This is a genomic window from Sphingopyxis sp. sgz302558, from assembly GCF_057220455.1.
On the sequence record NZ_JBXPUZ010000002.1, the window covers coordinates 645,009 to 671,789 of the forward strand.

25 protein-coding genes are annotated in these 26,781 nt (G+C 62.5%); 12 read left to right on the forward strand and 13 right to left on the reverse strand.

From position 1 onward, the window contains the following. Window positions 1-6 precede the first annotated feature (6 nt). Window positions 7-240: a hypothetical protein gene (locus AC2TC0_RS08625; protein ID WP_484717097.1), complete on the forward strand. Its 234-nt coding sequence runs from the start codon at window positions 7-9 to the stop codon at window positions 238-240. 15 nt (window positions 241-255) lie between these two features. Here the strand turns inward: AC2TC0_RS08625 and AC2TC0_RS08630 are convergent, their stop codons facing one another. Then, entirely contained in the window at window positions 256-1,554 is a 1,299-nt protein-coding gene (locus tag AC2TC0_RS08630; protein WP_484717098.1) for an MFS transporter, read from the reverse strand. A gap of 118 nt (window positions 1,555-1,672) precedes the next feature. On the opposite strand from AC2TC0_RS08630, the gene pgsA reads away from it, so the two are divergent. The 3 genes from pgsA to AC2TC0_RS08645 are packed head-to-tail and all read left to right on the forward strand — an operon-like array spanning window position 1,673 to window position 2,947. Next, window positions 1,673-2,245, forward strand: a complete 573-nt coding sequence (gene pgsA, locus AC2TC0_RS08635; RefSeq protein ID WP_484717099.1) for a CDP-diacylglycerol--glycerol-3-phosphate 3-phosphatidyltransferase — start codon at window positions 1,673-1,675, stop codon at window positions 2,243-2,245. A 13-nt stretch (window positions 2,246-2,258) separates the two neighbouring features. Beyond that, entirely contained in the window at window positions 2,259-2,510 is a 252-nt protein-coding gene (gene moaD, locus AC2TC0_RS08640) for a molybdopterin converting factor subunit 1 (RefSeq protein ID WP_484717100.1), read from the forward strand. Continuing rightward, window positions 2,507-2,947, forward strand: a complete 441-nt coding sequence (locus AC2TC0_RS08645) for a molybdenum cofactor biosynthesis protein MoaE (protein WP_484717101.1) — start codon at window positions 2,507-2,509, stop codon at window positions 2,945-2,947. Before moaD ends, AC2TC0_RS08645 begins: the two co-directional genes overlap by 4 nt. On the opposite strand, the gene AC2TC0_RS08650 is transcribed toward AC2TC0_RS08645, so the two are convergent. Continuing rightward, window positions 2,944-3,858 (reverse strand): hydrogen peroxide-inducible genes activator, encoded by a 915-nt coding sequence (locus AC2TC0_RS08650; RefSeq protein WP_484717102.1) that lies wholly within the window; start codon window positions 3,856-3,858, stop codon window positions 2,944-2,946. The genes AC2TC0_RS08645 and AC2TC0_RS08650 overlap by 4 nt on opposite strands. A 234-nt stretch (window positions 3,859-4,092) precedes the next feature. Between AC2TC0_RS08650 and AC2TC0_RS08655 the strand changes: the two genes are divergently transcribed. Further along, entirely contained in the window at window positions 4,093-6,657 is a 2,565-nt protein-coding gene (locus tag AC2TC0_RS08655) for a TonB-dependent receptor plug domain-containing protein (protein WP_484717103.1), read from the forward strand. 16 nt (window positions 6,658-6,673) lie between these two features. Continuing rightward, window positions 6,674-7,144, forward strand: coding sequence for an EF-hand domain-containing protein (locus tag AC2TC0_RS08660; RefSeq protein ID WP_484717104.1), 471 nt, complete (start codon window positions 6,674-6,676; stop codon window positions 7,142-7,144). A gap of 116 nt (window positions 7,145-7,260) precedes the next feature. Here the strand turns inward: AC2TC0_RS08660 and trmFO are convergent, their stop codons facing one another. Next, entirely contained in the window at window positions 7,261-8,604 is a 1,344-nt protein-coding gene (gene trmFO, locus AC2TC0_RS08665) for a methylenetetrahydrofolate--tRNA-(uracil(54)-C(5))-methyltransferase (FADH(2)-oxidizing) TrmFO (RefSeq protein ID WP_484717105.1), read from the reverse strand. A gap of 78 nt (window positions 8,605-8,682) precedes the next feature. Here trmFO and AC2TC0_RS08670 point away from each other — a divergent pair, with 78 nt between their 5' ends. Further along, the gene (locus tag AC2TC0_RS08670) at window positions 8,683-9,366 is read left to right on the forward strand and encodes a lysoplasmalogenase family protein (RefSeq protein ID WP_484717106.1); all 684 of its coding nucleotides are present in this window, start codon (window positions 8,683-8,685) and stop codon (window positions 9,364-9,366) included. 19 nt (window positions 9,367-9,385) lie between these two features. Here AC2TC0_RS08670 and AC2TC0_RS08675 read toward each other — a convergent pair whose 3' ends face one another. Beyond that, complete coding sequence (locus tag AC2TC0_RS08675; protein WP_484717107.1) at window positions 9,386-9,646, reverse strand: hypothetical protein; 261 nt, start codon at window positions 9,644-9,646, stop codon at window positions 9,386-9,388. On the opposite strand from AC2TC0_RS08675, the gene AC2TC0_RS08680 reads away from it, so the two are divergent. Then, window positions 9,645-10,202 carry a hypothetical protein gene (locus AC2TC0_RS08680; RefSeq protein ID WP_484717108.1) on the forward strand — a complete coding sequence of 186 codons (558 nt, stop codon included), beginning with the start codon at window positions 9,645-9,647 and terminating at the stop codon, window positions 10,200-10,202. The genes AC2TC0_RS08675 and AC2TC0_RS08680 overlap by 2 nt on opposite strands. Here the strand turns inward: AC2TC0_RS08680 and AC2TC0_RS08685 are convergent. Together AC2TC0_RS08685 and gyrA are read right to left on the reverse strand one after the other, a co-directional pair. Continuing rightward, complete coding sequence (locus AC2TC0_RS08685) at window positions 10,181-10,492, reverse strand: DUF952 domain-containing protein (protein WP_484717109.1); 312 nt, start codon at window positions 10,490-10,492, stop codon at window positions 10,181-10,183. The genes AC2TC0_RS08680 and AC2TC0_RS08685 overlap by 22 nt on opposite strands. Then, a complete protein-coding gene (gene gyrA / locus AC2TC0_RS08690; RefSeq protein WP_484717110.1) occupies window positions 10,489-13,200 on the reverse strand; it encodes a DNA gyrase subunit A in 2,712 nt (903 codons plus the stop codon). The genes AC2TC0_RS08685 and gyrA overlap by 4 nt, the downstream gene beginning before the upstream one ends. Before the next feature lie 269 nt (window positions 13,201-13,469). Here gyrA and AC2TC0_RS08695 point away from each other — a divergent pair, with 269 nt between their 5' ends. The 3 genes from AC2TC0_RS08695 to AC2TC0_RS08705 are packed head-to-tail and all read left to right on the forward strand — an operon-like array spanning window position 13,470 to window position 17,109. Next, window positions 13,470-14,690 carry a hypothetical protein gene (locus tag AC2TC0_RS08695; RefSeq protein WP_484717111.1) on the forward strand — a complete coding sequence of 407 codons (1,221 nt, stop codon included), beginning with the start codon at window positions 13,470-13,472 and terminating at the stop codon, window positions 14,688-14,690. 35 nt (window positions 14,691-14,725) lie between these two features. Further along, entirely contained in the window at window positions 14,726-15,727 is a 1,002-nt protein-coding gene (locus AC2TC0_RS08700; RefSeq protein ID WP_484717112.1) for a hypothetical protein, read from the forward strand. Beyond that, window positions 15,724-17,109: a sensor histidine kinase gene (locus tag AC2TC0_RS08705; protein WP_484717113.1), complete on the forward strand. Its 1,386-nt coding sequence runs from the start codon at window positions 15,724-15,726 to the stop codon at window positions 17,107-17,109. Before AC2TC0_RS08700 ends, AC2TC0_RS08705 begins: the two co-directional genes overlap by 4 nt. A 1-nt stretch (window position 17,110) precedes the next feature. Here AC2TC0_RS08705 and AC2TC0_RS08710 read toward each other — a convergent pair whose 3' ends face one another. Both AC2TC0_RS08710 and gltX read right to left on the reverse strand, forming a co-directional pair. After that, entirely contained in the window at window positions 17,111-18,397 is a 1,287-nt protein-coding gene (locus tag AC2TC0_RS08710; protein ID WP_484717114.1) for a citrate synthase, read from the reverse strand. 56 nt (window positions 18,398-18,453) lie between these two features. After that, window positions 18,454-19,884 carry a glutamate--tRNA ligase gene (gene gltX / locus AC2TC0_RS08715; protein ID WP_484717115.1) on the reverse strand — a complete coding sequence of 477 codons (1,431 nt, stop codon included), beginning with the start codon at window positions 19,882-19,884 and terminating at the stop codon, window positions 18,454-18,456. A gap of 61 nt (window positions 19,885-19,945) precedes the next feature. Between gltX and AC2TC0_RS08720 the strand changes: the two genes are divergently transcribed. Next, complete coding sequence (locus AC2TC0_RS08720; RefSeq protein ID WP_484717116.1) at window positions 19,946-22,099, forward strand: ComEC/Rec2 family competence protein; 2,154 nt, start codon at window positions 19,946-19,948, stop codon at window positions 22,097-22,099. Here the strand turns inward: AC2TC0_RS08720 and lexA are convergent. The 5 genes from lexA to AC2TC0_RS08745 all read right to left on the reverse strand — a co-directional run bounded on the left by lexA (window position 22,053) and on the right by AC2TC0_RS08745 (window position 26,775). Next, window positions 22,053-22,742, reverse strand: a complete 690-nt coding sequence (gene lexA, locus AC2TC0_RS08725; RefSeq protein ID WP_484717117.1) for a transcriptional repressor LexA — start codon at window positions 22,740-22,742, stop codon at window positions 22,053-22,055. The genes AC2TC0_RS08720 and lexA overlap by 47 nt on opposite strands. Window positions 22,743-22,833: 91 nt before the next feature. Then, a complete protein-coding gene (locus AC2TC0_RS08730) occupies window positions 22,834-24,021 on the reverse strand; it encodes a molybdopterin molybdotransferase MoeA (protein WP_484717118.1) in 1,188 nt (395 codons plus the stop codon). Next, window positions 24,018-24,488 carry a cyclic pyranopterin monophosphate synthase MoaC gene (gene moaC / locus AC2TC0_RS08735; protein WP_484717119.1) on the reverse strand — a complete coding sequence of 157 codons (471 nt, stop codon included), beginning with the start codon at window positions 24,486-24,488 and terminating at the stop codon, window positions 24,018-24,020. The genes AC2TC0_RS08730 and moaC overlap by 4 nt, the downstream gene beginning before the upstream one ends. After that, window positions 24,485-25,345 (reverse strand): indole-3-glycerol phosphate synthase TrpC, encoded by an 861-nt coding sequence (trpC, locus tag AC2TC0_RS08740; protein ID WP_484717120.1) that lies wholly within the window; start codon window positions 25,343-25,345, stop codon window positions 24,485-24,487. The genes moaC and trpC overlap by 4 nt, the downstream gene beginning before the upstream one ends. Continuing rightward, window positions 25,342-26,775, reverse strand: a complete 1,434-nt coding sequence (locus tag AC2TC0_RS08745) for a pyridoxal phosphate-dependent decarboxylase family protein (RefSeq protein WP_484717121.1) — start codon at window positions 26,773-26,775, stop codon at window positions 25,342-25,344. The genes trpC and AC2TC0_RS08745 overlap by 4 nt, the downstream gene beginning before the upstream one ends. Window positions 26,776-26,781: the final 6 nt, after the last annotated feature.

Here is a 26,781-nt window from a genome sequence, read left to right on the forward strand (position 1 = left end):
GTCGGCATGACCGAAAGCGACTCCGACGCCGTCAACATCCGCGAACGGGTACGCGCCCATCATTTGCGGCAGCTAAAGGTGGCGGCGCTCGCCGCTCCTGCGGACTGGGAGGCCGCACTGCGCGCAGCGCTGGCGGCGGAACGCAAGCCCGCTCCGTTGCTGGTCAGCACCAGCGATGTGAAATTGTTTCTGCAGAGTTTCGCGGTGTTTTTCACAACGCTGATGGTGTTTCTGTACTGACCGGGGCAGGGCGGCTTAATCGCAGGCTTTGTGGAGTTCCCACGCCAGCCACGCCGAAATCAGGCACATAAAAGCGCTGAGCAACAGCTGGTTGATGACACTCATCCCCAGCGTGCTGAGCCCGATGGCGATCATGGATCCGACCACCATCGCCCCAGCGTTGACGATATTGTTGGCGGCCACGGTGCGCGCGGTTTGCGACAGCGGCACTGTGGTCGTCAGAAAGGCATAGAGCGGCACGACGAACATTCCGCCCGAGATCGCCACGCCCAGCAGCGTCAATGTAATCGCCCAGCTGTTCTGATGGTCCAAAAATTCACCGATATTGTAAAGCTCGCCGGGGTTGTCATTAATCCAGCCGCGACACACAAAGTAAAACGCCACGACGAACAGCCCCATGACAATGACAGACGCCGGGCTGTAACGGGCCGATACCTCGCCCTTGAGCAAGCGGTTGACGGCTACCGAGCCGATGGCGATGCCGACCGAGAAGATTGCCAGAAACAGGCTGGCGACGCCTGCGTCGGACGTCAGGACATTTTTTACTAGCGGCGGGAATTGGATGAACAATACGGCACCGATGGTCCAGAAAAAGCTGATCGACACAATCGCCAGATAGAGTTTGCGGATGTGCAAGGTCGCGCTGACCAGACGTATCGATGAACGGATGATGTGCCAGTCCGGCGGCGAATCGGCGTCGGCCTCGGGCGGAGCCGCTGGCACATGCCGCGACGTCAGAAAGCCCACCACAGCGGTGACAATGACGCTCGCGGCGGCGATTTCAACGGGGATCACCCCGGCGATGATCGTGCCCGCCAAAATGGCGATATAGGTGCCTGCCTCGACCCAGCCGGTGCCCGCGAGCACCTCGTCTGCGGCCAGGTGCTGGGGCAGAATCGCATATTTGATCGGGCCAAAGAAGGTCGAGTGCACCCCCATGGCAAACAGCGCGAGCAACAATAGCGGGATGGCCACCATGTGTACCGCGATACCCTGCCACGCCAGCAGCAGCCCTGCCGCGCCTACGAGCATGATCAAAATTTCGCAGAATTTGACGATGCGGATGATCCGCGCCTTGTCGCGCGTGTCGGCCAGCTGGCCAGCCATCGCAGAAAGCAGGAAAAAGGGCAGGATGAAGATCAGCGAGGCGAAACCGCTGAACAACGTTTCGTCGCGCTCGCTGTCCAGCACATTGTAGACAACGAACAGAACCATCGCATTCTTGAATAGATTGTCGTTGAATGCGCCGAGCAGCTGGGTGGCAAACAGCGGCAGAAAACGGCGCTGACCGAGCAGCGAGAGCGAGCCTGTCATCGAAATCCTATCCCCTGTGTACGGCGCGCTTCGCGGTTGTCGCGCCGATGCCATATCGGCTAGGAAGATGACGGTCAAAGGTCATAATGACCGTGCGCCGCGGGGGTTTTGTATCAAAATGTTGAGCCTGCCCAATTTGTTGACGTTATCGCGCATTTTGGCGGTGCCGATCTTGCTGTTCCTTTTATGGCCGGGGACGCGCATGGGCAGCCATCAACCGCTTCAAATCGACTATGCCCTTGCTTTTGCACTATATTGCCTGATGGGATTGACCGACTATTTCGATGGATATGTCGCCCGCGCGCGCGGTACGGTGTCGCGGCTCGGCCAATTCCTCGATCCGATTGCGGACAAGATCATGATCGCGGCCGTGATTTTGCTGCTGGTGTTCACGCGCGATATTGCCGGGTGGCACGTGATTGCAGCGCTGGTCATTCTGTTGCGTGAGATTATTGTGTCGGGTCTGCGCGAATTTCTGGCGACCTTGCAAGTGTCGATGCCGGTGACGCAGCTCGCCAAATGGAAGACGACATTCCAGCTGGTGTCGTTCGGTGCGCTGATTTTGGCTGGTGCGGTGCCGCAATGGGAGTGGGTCAAGCTGGTCGGGCTGGCATCACTCTGGGGCGCGGCGGTCCTGACGCTCATAACCGGCTGGGATTATCTGCGTGTTGGTCTGAAACACATGGATTAACACTATGCTATCGATGAATATTTCCTATTTCGCCTGGGTGCGTGAACGGATGGGGAAGGGCAGCGAAACGGTCACCGTTCCGACCGGGATAGCAACCGTTCGCGACCTGATCGGCTGGCTGGCCACGCGCGATGCGGCCGGCGCAGCGGCGTTCGCTGAGCCCGAACGCATTCGCGTGGCGCTGGGCGCAACCATGGCGAACCACGACGATACCCTTGGCAATGGCGACGACATTTCCTTGTTTCCGCCGGTGACCGGCGGGTGAAACGCGCATTGGTGACATCGGGTGCCATTGACGTGGTGACCGAATTGGCGGTGCATGACCGCGGCGGGCACGGAGCGACAGCCAGTTTCATTGGCCGTGTGCGCGGCGATGATGGCGTGAGCGAATTGATGTTGGAGCATCATCCGGCGATGACCGCAGCGGCGCTGGACGCTCTGGCGACACAGGCACAAGCGCGCTGGGCGTTGGATTGTGTCAGCGTCATTCACCGCATCGGTCCGATGCAGCGCGGCGACGTCATTGTGCTGGTCCTGGCCAGCAGCGCGCACCGCGATGCTGCGCTGGCGGGGGCAAGCTTTTTGATCGACCGGCTCAAGACCGATGTCCCGCTGTGGAAACGCGAAACGCTGCTGGATGGCACACAGCGCTGGGTTGAACCGCGCGCCAATGACGAAGCGCGCGCGGCGGGGTGGGACTAGCCGCGCGCGATATAGAGCCGCTTCAACACATCAGCCAGCAGGGCAAATTCCTCGCCGCGCGGGCTGTTCTTGCGCCAGACAAGCGCGATGGTGCGCCAGTCATGGTCCGAGGCAAGCGGCCGGGTATCGATGTCTGTGCGGTCGAGAATGCCGGAATCGAGCGCCATTTGCGGGAGCATGGTAACGCCGAGGCCGTTATCGACCATCTGTACCAGCGTGTGCAGCGAGGTGCCCATCATCCGGGTGCCGCTGCGCAATTCGGGGCGGTTGCATGCAGCCAGGGCATGATCCTTCAGGCAATGGCCGTCCTCGAGCATCAGCAGCTGTGCGGGATCGAGCGTGTCGGCGCTGACCACCGCCGGCAGGTCTCCCGGAAAGTCGCCGGGGAATGCGACCAGCAGGGGGTCGTCAAACAGCACGGCGCTATCGACATCACCGCAGGCATAGGGCAGCGCCAGCAACACACAATCGACCTGACCGTGGTGGAGCGAATCGCAGGCCTGGGCACTGGGCTCTTCGCGCAGGAACAATTTGAGCTCGGGGCGCTCGCGGCGTAGCTGTGGCAAGACCGTTGGCAACATGAACGGCGCAATAGTGGGGATCACGCTCATCCGAAGTTCGCCGGTCAGCGGTTGGCTTGCGCCTGCCGCCAATGCGGCCAGTTCCTCTGCCTCGCGCAGGACGCGGTGCGCCTTGCGCGCGATGTTGAGTCCAAGCGGGGTAAAGCGCACAACGCGGCGCGTGCGCTCGACCAGCATCAGGCCAAGCAGTGTTTCCAGCTCGCGGATGCCGGCCGAAAGCGTCGACTGGGTAACATTGCAACTGTCGGCAGCCTTGCCGAAATGACCATGCGCTTCGAGCGCAACCAGATATTGCAGCTGCTTCAGGGTGGGAAGATAGGGCGAACTCATCGAGTGCCTCGATAAATGATTGTGCTGTGATAGACAATCACGCGGTCGGCGCGTCATGGTAGCGCCGTAAATCTGTTGCAGTCACGTCACAGTATTGCAAATTATCTTATAAATTTGCGTAAAATTGCGCGTATTTCATTGCGTTGCTTTTCTGTGCCGTCATGCTGACGGTTAGCCCGGGTCGCGAGGCGCATTTGCCGCCTACCGGAGCCAAAACAGGGAGCTCTCTCAGCTATGTCACGCACCATCACCCGTTCGCTGCTTGCCACCGCCCTAGTCGCTGCCGCCAGCGTCAGCCTGCCAGGCGTCGCGTTTGCGCAAGAGGAAGCCGAAGTCGCCGACGAAAGTGCAACCATTATTGTCACCGGCACGCGCCGTACCGACCGCACCGTGGCCGATAGTACGGTGCCAATCGATGTGATTTCGGCCGATTCGCTGGTGAACAGCGGAACGACCGAAACCAACCGGCTGCTCAATAATCTGGTGCCGTCGTTCAACTTTCCCCAGCCGTCGCTGACCGACGGCACGGACTCGCTGCGTCCCGCGACATTGCGCGGCTTGGCCCCCGATCAGGTGCTGGTGCTTATCAACGGCAAACGCCGCCATCTATCGTCGCTGCTCAACCTCAATGGCTCGGTTGGCCGCGGCTCGGCGGGGGTCGATCTGAATACCATCCCGCCGCTCGCGATCGAACGCATCGAGGTGCTGCGCGATGGCGCGGCGTCGCAATATGGTTCGGATGCGATTGCCGGCGTCATCAACATCCAGATCAAGAAGCGCGAAGGCGGCCGCGCGCAGGCGAGTTTCGGCAAGTATATCACGACGATGGAAGATGTCGCGCAGGTCGCCAGCGTTGGCTTGACCACCGGGACCGCCGACGACCCGGCGATCACTTTCACCGGCAATGATCGCAAACGGCGCGATGGCGACACCTATACGCTATCGACCAACATTGGGCTGCCCGTGGGCGATAGCGGCTATTTCAACTTCACCGCCGAATATAAGGACCGCTCGCCGACCAACCGGTCGGGCCCCGACATTCGCCGCCAGTATCTTACGGCCGGCGACCCGCGCGAGGCGACGATTGGACGCTATCTGCACCGCTTCGGTGACGGGGAATCCAAAGATTTCAACTTCTTTGTCAATGCCGGCATGGATGTGGGTGAGAGCTTTGAGCTCTACACATTCGGCAGCTATGGTGTGCGCGACGGCAATGGCGCGGGCTTCTACCGCCGCGCGCTCGATGCGCGTAACCGCGATTGGTCGGCATCGACGACAACGTTCATTCCCGTTTATCCCGACGGCTTTTTGCCGCTGATCAACAGCGAGATCCGCGATATCGCAATCGCGGGCGGCATCCGCGGTGAAGCCGCTGGCTGGAACCTTGACCTGTCCGTCAACTATGGCTCCAACCGGCTTGATTACGTCATTTCGAACAGCATCAACACATCGCTGGGCGCGGCTAACAGCCCCCGCACATTTGACGCCGGCGGCCTGCGTTCGGGCCAGATGTCGGTCAATTTCGATGCGCAGCGCGAGGTCGATTTCGGGCTAGGTGCAACCTCGCTCGCGGTGGGCGGTGAATGGCGCAATGAAAATTACAAGATCGTGCCCGGCGAAGTGGCGAGCTATGTCGCCGGTCCCTTTACCTTCAGCAACGGTGCCGCACCGGGATCGCAGGTGTTTCCGGGCTTTTCGCCAACCACCGCCATCGACGAATCGCGCGACAGCTTTGCCGCCTATGTCGAATTGGATGCCGACCTGAGCGATATATTCAACGTCCAGCTGGCGGGGCGTTATGAGCATTTCTCCGACTTTGGCAGCACCATCAATGGCAAGCTGGCGGCGCGGTTTGAACCAATTGACGGCATTGCGCTGCGCGGTTCGATATCGACCGGTTTCCGCGCGCCGGGGATGGCGCAGCAGTTCTTCTCGACCACGTCGACCAACAATGTGAACGGCGTGCTGATCGAAATTGGCACTTTCCCGGTGCAATCGCCTATCGCGGTCGCGCTGGGGGCAGAGCCGCTTGACGCTGAAACATCGCTTAACATTGGCGCGGGCGTGGTGTTGAGCCTGATCGACGGGCTGAACGTGACGGTCGATTATTATAACATCAAGATTGAAGACCGCATCACCCTCACCGAAAATCTGCAAGGGGCCGATGTGGTCGCTATCCTGCAGGCCGCCGGGGTGGTTGGCACTTCGGCGCGCTTCTTCATCAACGGGATCGATACCCGGACCGAAGGTCTTGATATCGTTGCCAGTTACCGCGTACCCGATTTTGGGGCAGGCCGCTTCACGCTAACCGCCGGCTATAACATCAACGACAACAAGATTACGGACCGGCGCACTTTCAGCGGCTTTACCGCGCAGCGCCTGTTTGCACGGCCCGAAAGCTTCCGCCTGACCGATGGTCAGCCTTCGAACAAGTTGAACATCGGACTGGATTGGGAAGCTGGCAAATTCGGGCTGACGGCGCGGGGCAACCGTTATGGCAGCGTGTTCCTGCCGGGGCCGAGCCTGGATATCACCATCCCCAAGGGCTCGGCGCCGGGCGATATCACCCTGACGCCGAAATGGGTGATGGATCTGGAAGTGCGGTTCAACCCGGTCGAGGCAGTGCAGCTGGCGGTTGGTGCCAATAACTTGCTAGACGAATATCCCGACCGTCTGCCGTTCGGCACGGTGAATGGCTTTAACTTCGGACTTAACAACAGCTTCCTGCCCTATTCGTCGCAGTCACCCTTTGGCTTCAGCGGACGCTTCGTTTATGGCCGGGTCAGCGTGGAATTCTGACTTATCGGAGTGATGCATGGCGGCGCGGTCTCACTTTTTGCTGGGGGGCCTCGCCACCGCGCTGGCGCTGACGGGCGGGCTGTTCCTGTGGCAGGGGTTGAGTCAGAGCGAAGGCACGGTCGAGCTGCCGGCGCCGCCGCCCGCCTTGCCGGCTATTCCGCAGGCGGGGGCCGACGCACCAAAATTTGGTGCGCCGCCGCCGGTGCTGCCCGAGGCCAAGCGCGCCTCGCGCGAGGAGCAGCGCTTCAACCGCTATGACCGGGATCGCAATGAGCGCATCAGCCGCATCGAAATGCTGGGCACGCGGTCGGCCGCGTTTCGCAAGCTCGACAAGGACGGCAACAATCTGTTGACGTTCGAGGAATGGGCGGCGGCGACGAGTGACCGATTTGCGGGAGCCGACGGTGACAAGTCGGGAGATCTGACGCGGGCAGAATTTGCGACGACCGCGCCTAAACGCAATCCGAATCCGGCATGCCGGTGTTGAACCATTCAGATTTGCAAAGCCGTTCGTCCTGAGCTTGTCGAAGGACTGTCCTTCATCTTGGCAATGTCCAAGCAATGAACGGCCCTTCGACGCGCGCAGGGCGCGCGGGGTGGGGTTCAGGCGTTGGTTGGTTCCTCCGCCGCCATCCAATTCGCAAGCGCCGTTCCCGCACGCTGCGTATAGCCCAGCTTGCGGTCCTTTTTGCGCACGTCATCGGCGAGCGGCGGGAAGAGACCAAAATTGACGTTCATGGGCTGATAGCTCGCCGCATCGGCGCCGCCGGTAATATGTCCCAGCAATGCTCCGAGCGCGGTTTCGGGCGGCGGCGGGGCGATCGCGGACCCGCGCAATTCGGCAGCGCCAAAGCGCGCGGCAATCAGCCCGATGGCGGCGCTTTCGACATAGCCTTCGCACCCGGTAATCTGGCCCGCGAAACGGATATGCGGTGCGTTTTTCAGCCGCAACTGACCGTCCAGCAGCTCGGGCGAGCGGATGAAACTGTTGCGGTGCAATCCGCCGAGGCGCGCAAATTCGGCTTTTTCCAGCCCCGGGATCGTGCGGAACAGGCGCACCTGTTCGGCGTGTTTCAGCTTGGTTTGAAACCCTACCATGTTCCACAATGTGCCTAGCGCATTGTCCTGTCGCAGCTGCACCACCGCATAGGGCCAGCGCCCGGTGCGCGGATTGTCGAGCCCGACGCCCTTCATCGGGCCGAAACGCAGCGTTTCGACGCCGCGCTCTGCCATCACCTCGATAGGCATGCAGCCCTCGAAATAAGGGGTGTCGGTTTCCCACTGCTTGAATTCGGTCTTCTCGCCGTCGAGCAGTCCCTGGACAAAGGCGTGATATTGGTCCTTGTCCATCGGGCAATTGATATAGTCCTTGCCGTCACCCATCGGCCCAACCTTGTCCCAGCGGCTGGCCATCCAGGCGACATCCATGTCGATGCTGTCGCGATAGACGATCGGCGCGATGGCGTCGAAAAAGGCGAGCGCGTCGCGGCCGGTGGCGGCACCAATGCTGTCGGCCAGCGCCGCGGCAGTTAGCGGCCCAGTGGCGACGATGGTCAATCCGCTTTCAGGCAATCTGTCAATGCGTTCGCGGACGATGCTGACATTGGGGTGCGAGGCCAGCGTGCGGGTAACTTCGGCCGAAAACTGGTCGCGGTCCACGGCCAAGGCTGATCCTGCCGGAACCTTGGTGGCATCAGCAGCGCGCATGATCAGCGAATTCAGCGCGCGCATTTCGCGGTGCAGCAGGCCGACCGCGTTGCTGTCGCCATCGTCCGAACGGAAGCTGTTCGAACAGACCATTTCAGCGAGGCCGTCCGTTTGGTGGGCAGGGGTCATATCGCCGCCACCGCGCATTTCGGACAGGCGGACGGTCAGGCCCGCTTCTGCCAGCTGCCACGCCGCCTCTGACCCAGCCAGGCCGCCGCCGATGATGTGAACATGATGCATTGTCTGTTTACTGTTTCCATGGAAAGGCGTTGCCGCGGCCTTTGGCACGAAGCGGGGCGCGGCAAAAGGGGGATGGATATGCAGGCAGCGGTTCGGATCGACGAAACGCGAACGCCGTGGCTGTGGTGGGCCGCGCTGGCCGTGGGGGCGACCTATATGCTGCCGGTTGTGCTGGCGCTCAGCGGACCGTCGATCATCCTGTGGAAGGGAGCGGGCGTGGGCCTGCTGGCACTATGGGCGGCGGTCAACGGCCGCGATCGCCACGGCCAGATGATCGCGCTGGTGCTGGGCTTTGGCGCGCTGGGCGATGTGTTGCTCGAAACATCCGGGCTGATGATCGGCGCCTTTGCCTTTTTGTTCGGTCATGTGATTGCGATCGGGCTATATAATGCCAACCCGCGGCCCAAGCTGACCGGGTCGCAGCGGCTGTTAACGGCGGTGGTGGCACCGCTGTCGCTCGTCATCACCTGGTTTCTGCTGCGCGAGGCCGGTAGCTTCCATACCGCCATGTTTGCCGGTGCACTTTTCTATACGCTGGTGGTGGCAGTGATGGCAGCATCGGCGTGGATGAGCAGCTTTCCGCGCTATCGGGTCGGACTGGGGGCCATGTTCTTCCTTATTTCAGACCTGCTGATTTTCGCGCGCATAGGCGGTGCCTTGCCGCCGGGACTGGCCAGTATGCTGATCTGGCCGCTCTATTTTGGCGGGCAGGCCCTGATCGCGTGGGGCGCGGTGACTACGCTGGCGGCGCGGCGGCGCTAACGCTTTTCAATACCCTGTATCAGGGCCAGCCCAAGTAACCGGAGAATATACCTGCCGCGACCGCCAACAGACCAAAGCCAACAATCTTCGCGAGCGTGAGGCCCAGAGAGCGGCCCGCTTCGGACCGCGAGGCACCAGGAAAATGGTCCATCGCCGACGGCATGTCTGGTGCGCTTTGTGTCCACGGCAAAGGCTCAGGCCGGGCTTGCTCGTCGGAGCCGTCCGAAACGCGCCAATTCGACTCTGGTGGTTTGGCCATGACGCGATAAATAGCGGTCATGTCGCAGGAAGCAACGTCGCTCGACGAACTGACCAAGCTCGATAACGCCGTGCTGGCCGAAGTCGTACGCGAAGGCGAAATGCTGGTCGCCAGCCAGTTTCAGGCGAGCTTTGCGGCAGACCAGCGCGCACTGACGCTGGCCGGTATCGCGCTCACTGTCGCGACAGGTCTGGTCGGGCTGTTGATCGCGGAAAAACTTCCGACGGGTATCGTCTCCGACGCCGGACTACGCACGCTTGCGCTGGTTGTGGCCCTGGCGCTGATCGGCGGGGCAATGGCGGCGGTCCATGCCGCGCTGCCCGCCAAATTCTTTTTCCCCGGCAATGAACCGCGCAACTGGTTGCCTGACCAATGGAGCCCGCGCGAGCGCCCCCGTTATGATCTAACCACCGCGCGCATCGAACAGGCGCAGGTGCTGCAAGCCGTTATCGACGCCAACAAGGCCATTGCTGCGCGGCAAGCATTATGGATCCGCCGATCGGTGCTGTGGTGCTTTGGCGCGCTGGTAACGGGGCTGCTCGGCGCGGTCGTGCTTTACGCCATATCCCTAAGCTGAATGCCAATGACGGCAGACTGCGGCAATGGCGCGTAAAGGTGGGGGAAAAGTGCGCCGCCGCGCGACACTTCCCACTTCAGCGCCTCGCCAAAGCGGCTGAGATCGATTTCGGCAATTACTAGACCGGTCTGCCCGGCGAAGTGCTTTGCCAGCGTTTCTTCAAGCTGCTCGGCGGTCGACATATGGATATAGCCATCGGCCAGATCGATCGGCGCACCGGCAAACGCGCTGTCACGTTGCAGCTCCGCCCATTGGCTGGAGGTCAAAACCTTGAAAGCGGTCGGGCTCACTCGCTCGTCGGCTCGTCGCTTGGCGCCGCTGGGGCTTCCGTATCCTCGGCCTCTTCGCTCTCCTCGATCAGCGCGGCGGAAACAATATGCTCGTCGGCGGCGACATCGAACAGCCGCACCCCGGCGCTCCCGCGCCCAATGACACGCAAGCTGGACAAGCTGATACGGATGAGTTTCGCCTGATCGGTCACGAGCATCAGCTGGTCGTCCTTGACCGCCGGGAAACTGGCCACGACGAGGCCATTGCGCGCGATATTGTCGATATTGGTAATGCCCTGGCCGCCGCGTCCGGTACGACGATATTCATAGGCCGAAGACAGCTTGCCATAGCCATTGGCGCACACGGTCAGGATAAATTGTTCGCGCGCTGCCATTTCGGTCATGCGATCGGCCGGCAGGCTCGGCTCATTCTCATTGTCCTTCCACGGGGCGGCGCGCAGATAGGCCTCGCGTTCCTCTTGCGAGGCGCCCGAGCGGTGGAGGATCGACAGCGAGATAACCTCGTCGCCATCTTTCAATGTCATTCCGCGCACGCCGGTCGAAGCCCGGCTTTGGAATTCGCGGATATCGCTGCCCATGAAGCGGATCGCCTTGCCCTGGCGGCTGGCGAGCAGCACATCGTCGCCTTCGGTCAGCAAAGCGACGCCGATCAGCCGGTCATCGGCGTCATCGCCTTCGAATTTCATCGCAATCTTGCCGTTCGACGGGACATTGGCAAAGGCGTCCATGCTGTTGCGCCGCACGCTACCCTTGGCAGTAGCGAACATGACATGCAGTTTCGACCATTCGCCCTCGTCCTCCGGCAAGGGGAGCACGGTCGAGATTGTTTCGCCCTGCGCCAATGGCAGCAGGTTGATCATCGGCCGCCCGCGCGTTGCCGGACCGCCTTCGGGCAAGCGCCACACCTTCATTCGATAGACTTTGCCGTGGGTCGAAAAGAACAGCACGGGGGTGTGGGTGGAGGTGACGAACAATTCGGTGACGACGTCTTCGTCCTTGGTCGCCATGCCGGCGCGGCCCTTGCCGCCGCGACGCTGCGCGCGGAAGGTGGCAAGCGGAGTGCGCTTGATATAGCCGTCCATGGTGACCGTCACGACCATCTCTTCGCGCTCGATCAGATCCTCGTCTTCGATGCCGTCGGCGGCGGGCGCAATTTGGGTGCGGCGCGGCGTCGCAAACTCCGCGCGCACAGCGCTGAGTTCTTCACGCATGACGGCATAGAGCTTGGCGCGGTCGGCGAGGATGCTCAAAAGCTCCTCAATCTCGCCCGACAGTTCTTTGAGTTCCTTGCCGATTTCGTCGCGACCAAGCGCCGTAAGCCGGTGCAGGCGAAGCTCCAGAATGGCGCGCACCTGGGCCTCGGACAGGCGATAGGTTTCACCCGCATCAAAGTCGCCCTCGATGGCCTCGACCAGTCGGATATAGGGCGCGATTTCGCCCACCGGCCAGTCGCGCGTCGCCAGCGCTTCGCGTGCAGCCGCCGGGCTGGAAGACCCGCGGATGATGCGGACGACTTCGTCCAAATTGCTGACGGCGACGACCAAGCCCAACAAGATGTGGGCGCGGTCGCGCGCTTTTGCGAGCTCGAATTTGCAGCGCCGAGTAATCACTTCCTCGCGGAAGGTCACAAAGGCCGACAAAATGTCCTTGAGCCCCATCATTTCGGGGCGGCCGCCGCGGATGGCCAGCATATTGGCGGGGAAGCTTTGCTGCGCCGGGGTGTTGCGCCACAGCTGGTTGAGCACGACGTCAGGGGTCGCATCGCGCTTCAGGTCGATGACGACGCGCACGCCTTCGCGGTTCGATTCGTCGCGGATGTCCGAAATGCCCTCGACCCGCTTGTCGCGCGCGGCTTCGGCGATTTTTTCGACGAGGCCGTTCTTGCCCTGCTGGAAGGGGATCGAGGTAAGCACGATCGAACGGCGGTCGCCGCGCCCTTCCTCAATCTCGTGCGTCGCGCGCATCATAATCGAGCCGCGCCCGGTGGCATAAGCATTGCGCGCGCCGCCCTGGCCCAAAATCAGCGCGCCGGTGGGGAAATCGGGGCCGGGAATGATAGCCATCAGCTCTTCAAGCGTGATAGCCGGATTGTCGATCAGCGCCAGCGTGGCATCGATCACTTCGCCCAGATTGTGCGGCGGAATGTTGGTTGCCATGCCAACCGCAATGCCGCCCGCGCCGTTGACCAGCAAATTGGGATAGCGCGCCGGCAGCACCGACGGCTCGTCGCGGCTGGCATCATAATTGGGCTGGAAATCGACGGTATCCTTGTCGAGGTCCCCCAGCAGCGTCATCGCAGCCTTGGCCAGTCGCGCTTCGGTATAGCGCATCGACGCGGGCGGATCGGGGTCCATCGAACCGAAATTGCCCTGACCATCGATCAGCGGCACGCGCATCGACCAGTCCTGCGTCATCCGCGCCAGAGCATCGTAAATCGCGCTGTCGCCGTGCGGGTGATAGTTACCCATCACGTCGCCGACAATTTTTGCCGATTTTTTATAGGGTTTGCCCGGAACAAAGCCGCCTTCTTGCGCCGCGAACAGGATGCGGCGGTGCACCGGCTTCAAACCATCGCGCACATCGGGCAAGGCGCGCGAGACAATCACGCTCATGGCATAGTCGAGATAGCTCGACTTCATTTCGTCGACGATGTTGACGGGGGCAACGCCCTCGGGCGAGGGCGGGGGAACGGGGGTTTCTTCGGTCAAGACCGGGCCTTCTTTCGGGGGTAATGTGACAGAAATCTGTCTAGCCGAAGCGGAAGCGGAAGGCCAGCTTTACAGCCTTACCCATCATGCCAGATTTTGACACTAAGTCACTGTTTTAATTGATTCCATCAAAAGGCGCGCCAGAAAAAATTTGATGACCTGCGGCGCCGTAGGAATCTTCGCGGCGCGCGGGCTGCACCAAGGCTTGCCAAATTGCCGCATGGTGACCAGACAGGGGGGGTGAACCCGCATTTCAACCAGTCGATGCCATGGCGCTCGTCGCGCTGATCGCCGCGAGCGAAGCGCTCGACGATGGAACAATGTTGCGCGCATTGGCTCCGGTGGCGGGCGAAACAATTATCGAGCGGCAAGCGGCACGTGCGCTGGCGGCGGGTGCCGAGACTTTATTCGTCGTTGTGGGCGCTGTGCCTCCGGAACTTTTACAAGCCCTCGACCGGGTGCGGCGCCGCGGCAGCCGCGTGCAGGTGGTTCGCGACGCCGCAGATTTGCAAACCAGCCTGCAACCCACCGACCGGCTGTTGCTGGTGGCCGACGGGCTGATTGCCCCGCCTGGCCAATATAAAGCGCTGGCGCTGGCTGCGACACCGTCGATCCTCGTTACCGCCGACACGCCGTTGACGCACGCGCTCGAACGGGTTGATGCCGCGCACCGCTGGGGCGGGCTGGCGCTGGTCCCGGCCGCGAGCGTGACAGAACTGGCGGCGCTGCCAGGCGAATGGGACATTGTGCTGACGTTGCTGCGCTTTGCCATCCAGGCCAATGCGACGCGGCTGGAATGCGAACCCGCCTTGTTCGGACAAGGCGAGATTTCCATCGTTGCGAACAGCGCAACGGCTTCACAAATGGAGCAAGTGGGGATTGAGCGTGTGGAATATGGCGGCATGGGGTTTGGCCGGTCGCTGTTCTCGATGCCGTTGGTGCGGTTGCTCGGTCCCTCGCTGGTTCGCGCCCCACGCCTGGTCGCGGCCTTGCCGTGGATGACCGGGGCGGCGTGGCTGGCGGCGGCGGTTGCGGCCGGTTTGGGCCAGGAACTTGGCGCAGCGCTGGCCGCTGTTGTGGGGTGCATTGGATTGTCGGCGCTGCGGTTTCTGGCGGCTTTCCGATTGGAAAACGTCCGGCTCGAGCAGTTGCGGAGCCTGTTTCGGGCCATATCGGTCGCTCTTCTTGCGGCGATTGGCTGGGTCCCGGTCATATTGCCCGCACCCGGCGCGCCGCCGCCGCTTGTCCCGATGGCACTTGGGCTGAGCCTTGCGGCGATTATCCTGCTGGCACGGCGCCTTTATGCCGAATTGGGCGCGCAGCGTGCGCGGCACTGGCTGCTTCCCGATGCCGATCAGGCGTGGCTGATCCTGGCCGTTGCCGCTGCGGCAGGGCTGCTGCCTATGGCGAAAGCGTTGCTGCCGTTGGCTGGGCTTGCACAGCTGCTGCTGTGGTTGCGCTTTGCCCCGCGACACAGCAACAGGGTTTAGCAAACGTTAACGCGGCTCTGCTATGCAGGACAGGCATGCAGGAATCACCCTCTCTGGAAGGTCTGGGCGGCGCGGCGGCGCGCTGGTCGCAGCATCAGGCCGCGCTTGCGGCGCGGCTGGGCCAGCCCGGTGCAGTCAGGCTGACCGAGGAGCAAGAGGCGCTCGGCCTCGGCATCACCCGGCGACTGGTACAGATGCTGGCCGCGGAGCTACCGTTGAAAATCCCGGTCACGAGCATCTGGGCCCATTGGGAAAGCGTCGGCTTACCATCGGCGGCGGCGCTGGCACCGGCCATTTTTGCGCGCGTGGAGGAATATCGCTGGCGGCGGATGATGACCGGGCCACTGCACGACCCGCTGCCAGGCTTGTTCGCTGATGCGAGTGGCAAACGCCGGAGCAGCGCTGTGCCGCCAGGGGTCGAACCGGCGCGCGCCGCGGTGGTCGATGCGGCCTTGTTGGCGCTGCGCGTGGCCGACGGTCGGCGCAGTGACGCGTTTGGGCTGCCGCTGCTCCTTGCGTCCGAATTGCCAGCTGCGGCGCGACGGGCATTGTTGTTCGACCTTGGCGCGCAGGACCTTGCACAAGCCAATGACCTTAACGCTCGCGCGCCTGCCATCGCCCAGGCAGTGGAGCGCGTCATGGCCGATTTGGCGGATTGCCCCGCCGACAGTGCGGCGCGCGCTTATGTGAACGCGCTTGAAACGACGGATTTGCTGGCAGCCGCTATGGCTGACGCGATTGCTCGGCACGATTGGCTGGCGGTCATTGCAGTGGTGGCGGTGCGATCCGGATGGCGCATTGCCGACGCGGCGGCAGCGCTGGTGGCGGCGGATGAGCTTGCTGTATTGCAATTCTTCACAGGGCTTGGCCTCGAACCCGGCGCAATCACCCCGCTGCTCGATAGCCTTGCCGAAATTCCGGGGCGGCCAACCAATGCCACATTGCCCCCGCCGGTACCGGCGAGTGAAGATCTGGTTCAGGCGGTTGCAGCACGCGCCAATGCGCTGCGAGCACGCCAGCAGGACCGCCCGTTATGAGCGCCGCGGTCGTTACCGGACAGATTGACCCCAAGGGGCTGCTGGTCGCGGCCGACCCCGCGCTGCTGCGCCTTCAGGAGCGCGCGGGTGGCAAGCTCGGTGGCCCGCTGATGTTGCCGCAACTGTCGCGCCTTTCGGCGCTGGCCATGCGGCTGGAACGCGAAATCACCCGCTCGCTGCTGACCGCTGACGATCATAGCGACATCAGCGCCACCGTGACGATCAGCCCGGTTGCCAATGGAGCCGAAATCATCATCCGCGAATGGCGCTCGCAGCAGGCAGCCGACGCGGCCGGGTTCGCGGATGCCGACGCGCACGGCGCTGGCACATCTATGGCCACCGATTGGAGCTGGGCCTGTGATGCGCAGCTGCGCCTTTTGGCGTTGCAACCCGTGACCGGATCGCCACCCACCGAAGGCTGGCAAGGCCGCTCGCTGTCCGAAGTGTTCGAGCTGGAACCTGACAGCGATGGCCGATTGCCCCTGTTGCTGGCGCTTGCCGATCATCGCAGTTTTTCCGACCAAAGGTTGCGTTTGCCCGCCGCATTAATTGCCGACCGCCCGGCCATGGCAATGTCCGGAACGGCACTGTTTGACGCCGGAGGCGGCTTTTCTGGATTTCGGGGTTGGCTGACGCGGCTTGATGCCGATGATGCCGGCGTTGCCGATGCGCCGCGGATCATCGATCCCGCCTTTGGCGCGTTGCCGCTGTCCGATCCGCGCTTTGGGCGGCGAATCGACGGGGCATTGCGTGGCCCGCTGGGCCGGATTATCGCCTCGGCCGAAACGATTTCGGGCCAATTTGAAGGGCCGATCCGTGCCGACTATGCCCGTTACGCGGCCGATATTGCGCATGCCGGGCGGCATTTGCTCGGGCTGATCGATGACCTTGGCGATTTGCAGAATATCGAGCGCCCGGGGTTTCACGCGGCGCGTGAGGCCGTCGATCTTGCAGATGTGGCACGGCGGGCAGTTGGTTTGCTCGGGATGAAGGCCGAAGAGCGCCAGATCCGCATTGACGCACCCAAGCGTGACGAAGCCTTGCCTGCAACCGGCGAGTTTCGGCGCGTATTGCAGATCATGCTCAATCTGATCGGCAACGCGATCCGCTACTCGCCCGAAGGTTCGATGATCTGGATACGCGGCGAAGCGGACGCGTCCCACGCGAGCATTACCGTTGCCGATCAGGGGCAGGGCTTGGCCCCCGATCAGCAATCGCTGATCTTTGAAAAATTCGAACGGCTGGGCCGCACCGATAGTGGCGGGTCTGGCCTGGGCCTTTACATCGCGCGCCGGTTAGCTCGGGCAATGGACGGCGACCTGACGGTCGACAGCGCGCCGGGGCAGGGCGCGCGCTTCACGCTGCGCCTGCCCAAAGGCTGATTTAGCGCTGGCTTACCGGCACATAGTCGCGCTGCGTCGGGCCCGTGTAGAGCTGGCGCGGGCGGCCGATTTTCTGTTCGGGGTCCGAAATCATCTCGTTCCACTGCGCCACCCAGCCGACGGTGCGGGCGAGTGCGAACAGCGCAGTGAACATAGTGGTCGGGAACCCGATCGCCGACAGGATGACGCCCGAATAGAAATCGACATTGGGGAACAGCTTCTTTTCGATGAAATAGCTGTCGTTAAGCGCCATTTCTTCGAGCTGCAGCGCGACTTCGAACACCGGGTCATTGATCCCCAGCGAGCCCAAGACTTCGCGCACCATCCCTTGGATGACGGTCGCGCGCGGATCGTAATTTTTGTAAACGCGGTGACCGAAACCCATTAAACGGAACGGATCATTCTTGTCCTTGGCACGGGCGAGATATTCCGGAATTCGTTCGGGGCGCCCAATTTCGCGGAGCATGTTGAGCGCGGCTTCGTTCGCTCCGCCATGGGCCGGTCCCCACAAGCATGCGATACCCGCGGCAATACAGGCAAAAGGATTGGCTCCTGATGATCCCGCCAGCCGAACCGTTGACGTCGAAGCGTTCTGCTCATGGTCGGCATGAACAATAAAAATCTGATCAAGGGCCTTTTCGACAATCGGGTTAACGACATATTCTTCAGCTGGCACGCCAAAGGTCATACGCAGGAAATTGCCGGTGTAGGACAGGTCGTTGCGCGGGTAGATGAACGGCTGGCCAACGGAATATTTATAGGCCATCGCCGCAATCGTCGGCATTTTGGCGATCAGGCGGTGGCTGGCCACCATGCGCTGGTGCGGGTCGCTGATTTCGGTCGAGTCATGGTAGAATGCCGACAGCGCGCCAACGACGCCGCACATGATGGCCATCGGGTGGGCATCGCGCCGAAAACCGCGGTAAAAGGTCGCGAGCTGCTCATGCAGCATGGTATGGCGGGTGATGGTGTAATTGAAGTTATGAAGTTCGTCTGCTGTTGGCAACTCGCCGTTCAGCAGCAGGTAGCAAACTTCCATAAAACTGGAATGTTCGGCGAGCTGGCCGATGGGGTAGCCGCGGTGCAGCAGGACGCCTTCATCGCCATCGATATAGGTCAATGCCGACTGGCAACTGGCGGTCGAAGTGAAACCAGGGTCATAGGTGAAAGCGCCGGTTTGCGCATAGAATTTTCGGATATCAACGACATCAGGCCCTACAGAACCTTGATGCACGGGCATGGCGACACTTTGGTCGCCAAGGGTGAAGCTGGCGCTGTTCTGGCTCATATTATTCCCCTGTAGCCCGCTGGCGATTCTGAGAGAAGACTCGCCCCTGCCGGAACTTATTGTACCGCGTCAAGCCGCGCTAGACTTTCCTCGCGTCCCAAGAGCAAGAGCACGTCAAAAATGCCCGGAGAGACGGCCTGGCCGGTCAGCGCAGCGCGAAGCGGCTGGGCGATTTTGCCTAGCCCGACGCCTGCAATCTCGGCTTGTTCGCGGATTGCCGCTTCAATGCTTTCGCCGCTCCAATCGTTGAGGCCGCGCAAACATGTGGTTGCAGCCGTTACCAGCCCGGCCGGGGCATCGGCAATCAGCTGCGCGGCCTTGTCATCCATCACCAACGGGCGCTTGGCGAACAGAAAGCGGGCGCCATCGACGACTTCGTGCAACGATTTGGCGCGAACTTTGATCACGGCCATTGCCCGCGTCAGTAGCGCAAGGTCTGTATCGGTCAGGTCGCGCCCCAGCTCTGCGGTCAGCATCGGTGCGGCCAGCTTGGCCAAGCGGACATCATCGGCCTCGCGCAGATAATGACCGTTCAGATTATCGAGCTTTTTGAAATCGAAACGCGCCGGACTGCGCCCGACGTTGGCCAGATCAAACCATTCGACGGCCTGATCGCGGCTGATAATCTCGGCATCGCCATGCCCCCAGCCGAGCCGTAGCAGATAATTGTTCACCGCCTCGGGCAGATAGCCCAGTTCGTCGCGATAGGCGTCCACCCCCAGCGCGCCATGGCGTTTGGACAGTTTCGCACCGTCGGCACCGTGGATCAGCGGAACATGGGCATAAACAGGCTCTGGCCACTGCATCGCGCGGATCAACGCCAGTTGGCGGAAGGCATTGTTGAGATGGTCATCGCCGCGAATGACATGAGTGATCCCCATGTCATGGTCGTCGACGACGACGCTGAGCATATAGGTGGGCGTACCGTCCGAGCGCAGCAGGATGAAGTCATCAAGCTCGGAATTCTGGACGGTGACATCGCCTTGTACGCGGTCAGAAATGGTAACGGCGCCGTCCTGCGGCGCTCTGAGCCGCACGACCGGTGGGCCTTCGCCGCGGTCGGTGCGGTCGCGCCATGGACTACGCACCCTGAAAGGAAGGCGCTTTTCCTGTGCCTCGGCGCGCATTGCAGCGAGCTCGTCCTGCGTCAACCAGCATTCATAGGCATGGCCCGCCGCCAGCAACTGGTGCGCAACTTCGGCATGTCGCTCGGCGCGCGCGAATTGGTAGACGACCTCGTCATCCCAATCGAGATCGAGCCAGCGCATGCCATCAATTATGGCGTCAATTGCCGCATCGGTTGATCGCGCGCGGTCGGTATCCTCGATCCGCAGCAGGAATTTGCCGCCGTGGTGGCGCGCAAACAGCCAATTGAACAGCGCAGTACGCGCTCCGCCGATATGCAGATAGCCGGTGGGCGAAGGGGCGAAGCGGGTTACAACGGCGCTGCCGGTGGCTTCAGCAGCGGCGCGGGATTGGGTTGTCACGAGGCGATTCTTTGCGCAATTTGAATAAGGCGCCCGGTCGGGTCGCGGGGGACCCCCTAGCATGGCAACAGTGCCGCTTCAAACGCCCATTGCGGCCCCCCGGACGACAGCGGTGACGCGGTTGGAGGCGCGTCTTGAGGCAGAGCGCGATGCTATTGGGATTTGGCTGCCAGTAGCGCTGGGCGCAGGCATCATGTTGTGGTTCGTGCTGCCGCACCCTTTGGCGTGGGGCGGGGCAGCAGGGCTGCTGATTGCCGTGGCGCTCGTCGCCCATTTGCTCGCTCGCGGGACGCGGGCGGGGGCCATGCTGACGCGCGGTCCCTTGGCGGCGGTTTTGGGTCTGGCGCTGGTGTGGGGGCACGCCCAGTGGGTCGCGGGTCCGGTGGTAGCGCGCCCGGTTACCACCAGTTTTTCAGGCATTATCCGCGATGTCGAGCCGCTGCCCGCGCGGGAAACAGTGCGAATCGTCGTGGAGCCCGTTGGCCGCGCTGACCTGCCTCGCCGGGTGCGCGTAACGATTGCCCAGCGTGACCTGCCCGATCGACCACTCGTGGCGGGGCGGGGAATAGGATTACGCGCGCGGTTGATGCCACCACCGGGGCCGACTCTGCCCGGAAGCTATGATTTTGCCCAGCGCGCCTGGTTCGAGGGATTGGGGGCAGTCGGGAGCGTGATCGGCAAGCCGACCGTAGCCGGGGGAACCGCGCCGTCGCCCGATGCCGGAGTGCGAGCGCGACTCACGAAGCATATCCAGGCCCAAATTCAGGGCAGTGCAGGCGGTGTGGCGGCGGCGCTGGTCACCGGCGATCGCGGCGGCATCGCCGATGCCGATAATGAAGCGATGCAGCGCAGCGGATTGGCGCATTTGCTCTCGGTAAGCGGGCTGCACATAACGGCGGTTGTGGCTGGAACCATGTTTGCGATGATGGTTCTGCTAGCGCTGAACCAGCGATTGGCGCGGTCGGGAACGGTACCGCTGCTCGCGGCGGGCGGTGCGGCGCTGGCGGGCATCGGCTATACGCTGCTGAGCGGGGCAGAAGTGCCAACGATCCGGTCGTGCATAGCCGCATTGCTGGTGTTGACGGCGCTGGCGCTGGGCCGCGAGGCGCTGACACTGCGGCTGGTTGCGGCAGGGGCATTGCTGGTGATGCTGTTCTGGCCCGAGGCCGTGGCAGGACCCAGTTTTCAGCTGAGTTTCATGGCCGTGACCACCATTGTTGCGCTGCACCAGCACCCGCGCGTGCAAGGCTGGCTGGCTCGGCGGGATGAAGGCGCGGCAGCGCGATTTATCCGGGCGCTGGCGGGATTGGTGCTGACCGGACTGGCCATCGAGGTGGCGCTGACCCCGATTGCCATGTTCCACTTTCATCGCGCCGGACTTTACGGTGCGCTCGCCAATGTGCTGGCGATTCCACTGACCACCTTTGTGATTATGCCGATGGAGGCGCTGGCGCTGGCGCTCGACAGCTTGGGGTTGGGTGCACCGGCGTGGTGGATAGCCGGCAAGGGAATCGAAATCCTGTTGGGCATTGCCCATTTTGTGGCTTCCGTTCCCGGAGCAGTGCTCACACTGCCGCGCCCATCACCGATTGGCTTTGCGCTCGCGATAGGCAGCTTGCTGTGGGTGCTGCTGTGGCAAACGCGGTGGCGTTGGTGGGGACTGGGACCGGCCTTGGGCGGCTTTGCCCTGATGCTGGCGTCTCCGGCGCCTGATTTGCTGATTACCGGCGACGGCCGCCATGTTGCTGCACGGATGAATGATGGCCGTTTTGCCACGTTGCGATCGGGCGCAGGCGACTATGTGCGTGAACAACTGGCCGAGGCGGCAGGCAGTGGGGAGGAAATGGCGGCGTTTGCCGAACTCCCCGGCAGCGAATGCAACGCCGATTTCTGCCGTTGGCCGGTCGCGCGCGGCGGGCGCACTTGGACAATATTGGCAGCGCGCAGCCGTTATCTGGTTGACGGGCCGGAACTGATCGCAGCGTGCGCCGCGGCCGACATTGTCATTGCCGATCGCTGGCTGCCGGTGGGGTGCAGAGCACGCTGGCTAACGCTCGACCGCGATGCATTTGATGTCCACGGCGGCGTGGCAGTGCGGTTCGATCCACCGTCCCTGAGTACCGCCATCGACCCGAGTGATGCCCACCCATGGCGGCAGGCACAGCAGGTCAGTGGTAACGACGAAGCAGGCCCGCCAGCTTCCCCTGCACCATGACGCGGTTCGCCGGATATCGCTGCGGTTCATAGGCGCCATTAGCAGGATCAAGCCGGATCATCGCGCCTTCGCGGCGGAAATATTTGAGCGTTGCGTCCTGCCCGTCGACCAGCGCCACCACTATGTCGCCTTCGCGCGCGGTGTTGGCTTTCTGGATCAGCGCATAATCGCCGTCCAAAATGCCAGCCTCCACCATCGAATCGCCCGATACTTCGAGCGCATAATGATCGCCCGGGCCGAGCAGCGCAGCGGGCACGGCGAGCGCGGCCGAATCTTCGAACGCTTCGATAGGAACACCGGCAGCAATCTTGCCATGTAGCGGCAGCTCGATGATGTCGTTGGCGGCGATCGGAATGCGCGCAGGATTTTTGCGCAAGGGCACGACATTTTCACGATTGTTGCGCATAGACGCGGTCTCGGCCTTAAGCGCGTCGGGTAGCTTCGTCACCTCGAGCGCGCGGGCGCGGTTGGGGAGGCGGTGGAGAAAACCGCGCTCTTCCAAAGCACTGATCAGCCGGTGGATGCCCGATTTGGACTTGAGCCCGAGCGCTTCCTTCATTTCCTCGAACGAGGGCGAAATGCCGCTGGCGTCGAGCCGTTGCTGGATGAAGACGAGCAATTCCTGCTGTTTTGCGGTAAGCATGTTGGCACCCTTCGCTGGTCAGCCTCTGGACATAGGAAGAACAGCTAAAGAACAAAGCGGGCCGCGTCAAGCCCCTGTGGTCCCGCTTTGTTCAAAGCGCGATATATGGTGCCAGTGCGCCTGCGGGCTGGGGCGGGTCTCCGATGTCGCGAACCAAGAGCGCGTTGGCGTTGGCGAGTGCAATCGTGCGGCCGCTATCCTGCGCCGCAAAGGGTGTGATGCGTCCATCAGCGACGATCGCGCGCAGATAATCGCGGCGCGGCCCGCCCGCCTCTAGCGGGGCAGCGAGCGTGGCGTGTGCCACCTCGGGCAGCGGCATGTTGGCCCCGGCGAGGTGACGCAACAATGGCAGCAGGAACAGCTGCGCCGTCACAAAGGCTGACGCCGGATTACCCGGCAGACCGAGGAGCACCGCATTGCCGACGCGCCCCGCGAGCAGCGGTTTTCCGGGACGCATTGCGATTTTCCAGAAGGCGGGCGGGGCGCCGAGTGACGTCATGGCGGCGTGGACATGATCGTGATCGCCAACCGACGCGCCGCCCAGTGTGACAATGACGTCGTGCGTAGTGGCGGCCTGGTCGATTGCGGCAATGGTGGCGGCGCGGTCATCGCCGATGCGGACAATAGCACCGATCTGTGCCGGAACCGCCGTTAGCAACGCGGTCAGCATCGGGGCGTTGCTGTCCGGGATCTGGCCGGGAGCCAGCGGAGCGCCCGGGTCGACCAGTTCGTCACCGGTTGAAATCAGCGCCACCCGCGGGGCGCGACCGACGGTGAAGCTGGAGTGTCCTGCCATCGCGGCGAGGGCAACGAGGCCCGGCGAGACGCGTGCACCAGCGGCGGCGAGGTCGGCGCCATCGAAAAAATCGCTCCCTGCCGCGCGGACATGCTGGCCCGGCGCGGCGGGGCCTGATCCGGTGAGAGCGATTTTGCCATCGGTAGCGGCCGCATCTTCCTGAACCAGCACGGTATCGGCACCCTCGGGTAACGGAGCGCCGGTGAAAATGCGCATCGTTTCGCCCGGCGCAATGCCGGTTTCGGGCCAACTGCCCGCCGCGATGCTGCCGACCTGTTGCCAAGGCCCCGGCAGATCGGCGAAGCGAATGGCATAGCCGTCCATCGCCGACAGTGCGGCGGCGGGCTGGGTGCGCAGCGCAGCAAGGGGGGCTGCGAGATAGCGGCCAAGCGCGGTGGTGAGAGACAATGTTTCCGCCGGCAGTCGTTTGGCGAGTGCAAGCAGACGGGTCTGTGCTTCCTCCACAGGTAGCAGCCCGCTCATGCGGCCTGCCAGTCGCCCGATTTGCCACCGGTTTTGCTCAAAAGGCGAATATCACTGATTACCATCGCCTTATCGAGCGATTTTGCCATGTCATAGAGAGTCAGGAGCGCGACCGACACGGCGGTCATCGCCTCCATCTCTACCCCCGTTTGGCCTGTAAGGCGCGCAGTGGCGGTGGCGCGGATGCCCTCTGCTTCGAACACAAAATCGACCGCGACCTTGGCCAGCATGAGCGGGTGGCACAGCGGGATAAGATCGCTGGTGCGCTTGGCAGCCATGATGCCTGCGATGCGGGCGGTGGCGAGGACATCGCCCTTTTTCGCTGTTCCATCGCGGATGGCGGTCAGGGCTGCGGCCGACATGGTGATGCGCCCGCATGCCACCGCTTCGCGCACAGTCGGGGCCTTGGCGGACACGTCGACCATCGCAGCCTGACCGGCGTCGTCGAGGTGGGTGAGTTTGGTCATGCGCCCGTCAATAGCATGCGCGTCGCCGCTTCGACATCCGCCTGACGCATCAGGCTTTCGCCGACCAGGAAGGTACGCACACCGCTGGCCGCCATGCGCTGACAGTCGGTATGGCTGGCTATACCGCTTTCGCAAACCAGCAGCACATCGTCTGGAACCAGCTTGGCCAGACGCTCGGTGGTCGAAAGATCAACCTCAAACGTCTTCAGATTGCGGTTGTTGACGCCGATCAGCGGCGATTTCAGATGGTTGAGCGCGCGCTCGAGCTCGGACTCGTCGTGGACTTCGACGAGCACTTCAAGACCTTGGGCGAAAGCTTCGGCCTCGATTTCGGCCATCGCGCCATCATCGAGCGCGGCGACGATAATCAAGATGGCATCGGCCCCCATCGCGCGCGCTTCGGCGCACTGCCAGGGGTCGATCATGAAATCCTTGCGCAACACCGGCAGATCGCAGGCGGCCTTGGCGGCACGCAGATAATCGGAATGCCCCTGAAAATAGGGCCCATCGGTCAGCACCGACAGGCACGCCGCGCCGCCCGCCTGATAGGCGCTGGCGTGGGCGGCCGGGTCAAAATCGGCGCGGATCAGCCCCTTGGACGGGCTGGCCTTTTTGATTTCGGCGATCAGGGCGAGTTTCCCTTCGTTATGCTTGCGCACCAAGGCTGAATGGAAACTACGCAAGCCGCCAGTTATACTGCATTCAACCGCCCAAAGGTCCAACGCTTCCGCATCGGTGGCATCGTCCCATGGCGTGCCGACTAACCCATGTTCACGCATGGATTGAAGAGCTGCAGCCTTGCGTTCAGCTACTTCAATACGCTTCGTCGCGCAGATTTCCGCGAGTTTATCCGTCATTGGCCTTGCCGTCCTGCCGCGATCGATTCGCCGATTTCGCATGCCCGGTCGAGGATAAAGTCAATGTCAGCGCGGGTGGTACGCAGGTTCATGAAACAAGCGCGCAGGCCAATGCGACCTTTGACGTTGGCGGGGCCGAGGAAAGCATCGCCGCTGTCGACCAACTGTTTCAGCACGGCGCGGTTGCCCGCCTCGTCGAGCGCCGCAACGCCGAAACACACGCAGTTAAATGTTACCGGGGCCAGCAATGCCAGCTCCGGTCGCTTGCCGATTCCTGCGGCCATATAGTCAGCATGGTCCGCCATGCGGTCGATAACCCGGCCAAAGGCGTCGGCCCCGAACAATTTCAGTGACCACCACACTTTGAACGCCTTGAAGCTGCGCGTCAGCTGCGGGCCGTAATTGGCATAATCCACGAAATCGGGGTCTTCCGACATCGTCAGATAGCTCGGCTGGGCGCCGAACGCGTGGCGCAAATTGCCGGCATCGCGAACGATCACGCAACCAGCTTCTGCGGGGCAAAACAGAAATTTGTGCGGATCGAGCGACACGGAATCAGCCAGGCCGATGGGTTGCATCAGCACGCGATACCTCTCGCTGAGCACCGTCAGCGCGCCATAGGCTCCGTCGATATGCAGCCAAAGGCCTTCGCTGCGGCAAAATGCTGAAAGCTCTGCAATCGGGTCGATCGATCCAGTGGTGACTGTGCCCGCGCTGGCGACGACGCAAAAGGGCTGGCGACCGGCGGCGCGGTCTTGCTGCACCGCTGCCGCGAGCGCGTCGATATCGATGCGAAACGTCGCATCAGTGGCGATATGGCGCAAATTGTCGGTGCCCAGTCCAAGTACCGACACCGCCTTGTCGATGCTCGAATGCACCTCTTCGGAGGTATAAATCGTCAACGGACGCGCTTGGCCCTGCAGCCCATGTTTGCGCGCGTCTGGCCCCAAGGCATGATCGCGTGCAGCAGTGAGTGCGACCAGATTGGCGGCTGATCCGCCGCTGGTAATCAGGCCGCCGGCGCTGGCGGGAAAGCCGAACAGGTCGGCGAACCAGCGCACGACCGTTTGTTCAACCGCATTGGCCGAGGGCGACAGGTGCCACAGGTTACAATTCTGGTTAAGCAGGCTGGCGATGGCATCGGCATAGGGCGCGATCGCGTTCGGTGTCGGCTGGACATAGGGTAGGAAACGCGGGTGGGCGGTGTGCGTGGCGTTGGCGACGATGACGGCCTCCAGCTCGGCAAACAGAGCGGAAAGGGGCGAGCCTGCACGCGGCAGCGGGGCCGCCATCACATCGCGCAGCGCGGCGCGGTCGAGGTCGGGATAGACCGGACGGTCGGCGACGCCATTGAGGTAACGCTGGGCAAACTCCGCCGTCTGCTGCCACGCCGCATCATGCTGGTCAGGAGTGAAGAGTAAGTCAGTCATGAATGG

Coding starts and splice junctions, on each gene's coding strand:
- pgsA (WP_484717099.1), top strand. CDS start 1,673: ATGTTGAGCCTGCCCAATTTGTTGACGTTATCGCGCATTTTGGCGGTG.
- AC2TC0_RS08695 (WP_484717111.1), top strand. CDS start 13,470: ATGGCGCTCGTCGCGCTGATCGCCGCGAGCGAAGCGCTCGACGATGGA.
- moaD (WP_484717100.1), top strand. CDS start 2,259: ATGAATATTTCCTATTTCGCCTGGGTGCGTGAACGGATGGGGAAGGGC.
- trmFO (WP_484717105.1), bottom strand. CDS start 8,604: ATGCATCATGTTCACATCATCGGCGGCGGCCTGGCTGGGTCAGAGGCG.
- AC2TC0_RS08675 (WP_484717107.1), bottom strand. CDS start 9,646: ATGACCGCTATTTATCGCGTCATGGCCAAACCACCAGAGTCGAATTGG.
- AC2TC0_RS08655 (WP_484717103.1), top strand. CDS start 4,093: ATGTCACGCACCATCACCCGTTCGCTGCTTGCCACCGCCCTAGTCGCT.
- AC2TC0_RS08705 (WP_484717113.1), top strand. CDS start 15,724: ATGAGCGCCGCGGTCGTTACCGGACAGATTGACCCCAAGGGGCTGCTG.
- trpC (WP_484717120.1), bottom strand. CDS start 25,345: ATGACGGATAAACTCGCGGAAATCTGCGCGACGAAGCGTATTGAAGTA.
- AC2TC0_RS08680 (WP_484717108.1), top strand. CDS start 9,645: ATGTCGCAGGAAGCAACGTCGCTCGACGAACTGACCAAGCTCGATAAC.
- AC2TC0_RS08730 (WP_484717118.1), bottom strand. CDS start 24,021: ATGAGCGGGCTGCTACCTGTGGAGGAAGCACAGACCCGTCTGCTTGCA.
- lexA (WP_484717117.1), bottom strand. CDS start 22,742: ATGCTTACCGCAAAACAGCAGGAATTGCTCGTCTTCATCCAGCAACGG.
- AC2TC0_RS08720 (WP_484717116.1), top strand. CDS start 19,946: ATGGCAACAGTGCCGCTTCAAACGCCCATTGCGGCCCCCCGGACGACA.
- AC2TC0_RS08710 (WP_484717114.1), bottom strand. CDS start 18,397: ATGAGCCAGAACAGCGCCAGCTTCACCCTTGGCGACCAAAGTGTCGCC.
- AC2TC0_RS08670 (WP_484717106.1), top strand. CDS start 8,683: ATGCAGGCAGCGGTTCGGATCGACGAAACGCGAACGCCGTGGCTGTGG.
- AC2TC0_RS08660 (WP_484717104.1), top strand. CDS start 6,674: ATGGCGGCGCGGTCTCACTTTTTGCTGGGGGGCCTCGCCACCGCGCTG.
- AC2TC0_RS08700 (WP_484717112.1), top strand. CDS start 14,726: ATGCAGGAATCACCCTCTCTGGAAGGTCTGGGCGGCGCGGCGGCGCGC.
- AC2TC0_RS08650 (WP_484717102.1), bottom strand. CDS start 3,858: ATGAGTTCGCCCTATCTTCCCACCCTGAAGCAGCTGCAATATCTGGTT.
- AC2TC0_RS08625 (WP_484717097.1), top strand. CDS start 7: ATGACCGAAAGCGACTCCGACGCCGTCAACATCCGCGAACGGGTACGC.
- AC2TC0_RS08745 (WP_484717121.1), bottom strand. CDS start 26,775: ATGACTGACTTACTCTTCACTCCTGACCAGCATGATGCGGCGTGGCAG.
- moaC (WP_484717119.1), bottom strand. CDS start 24,488: ATGACCAAACTCACCCACCTCGACGACGCCGGTCAGGCTGCGATGGTC.
- AC2TC0_RS08630 (WP_484717098.1), bottom strand. CDS start 1,554: ATGACAGGCTCGCTCTCGCTGCTCGGTCAGCGCCGTTTTCTGCCGCTG.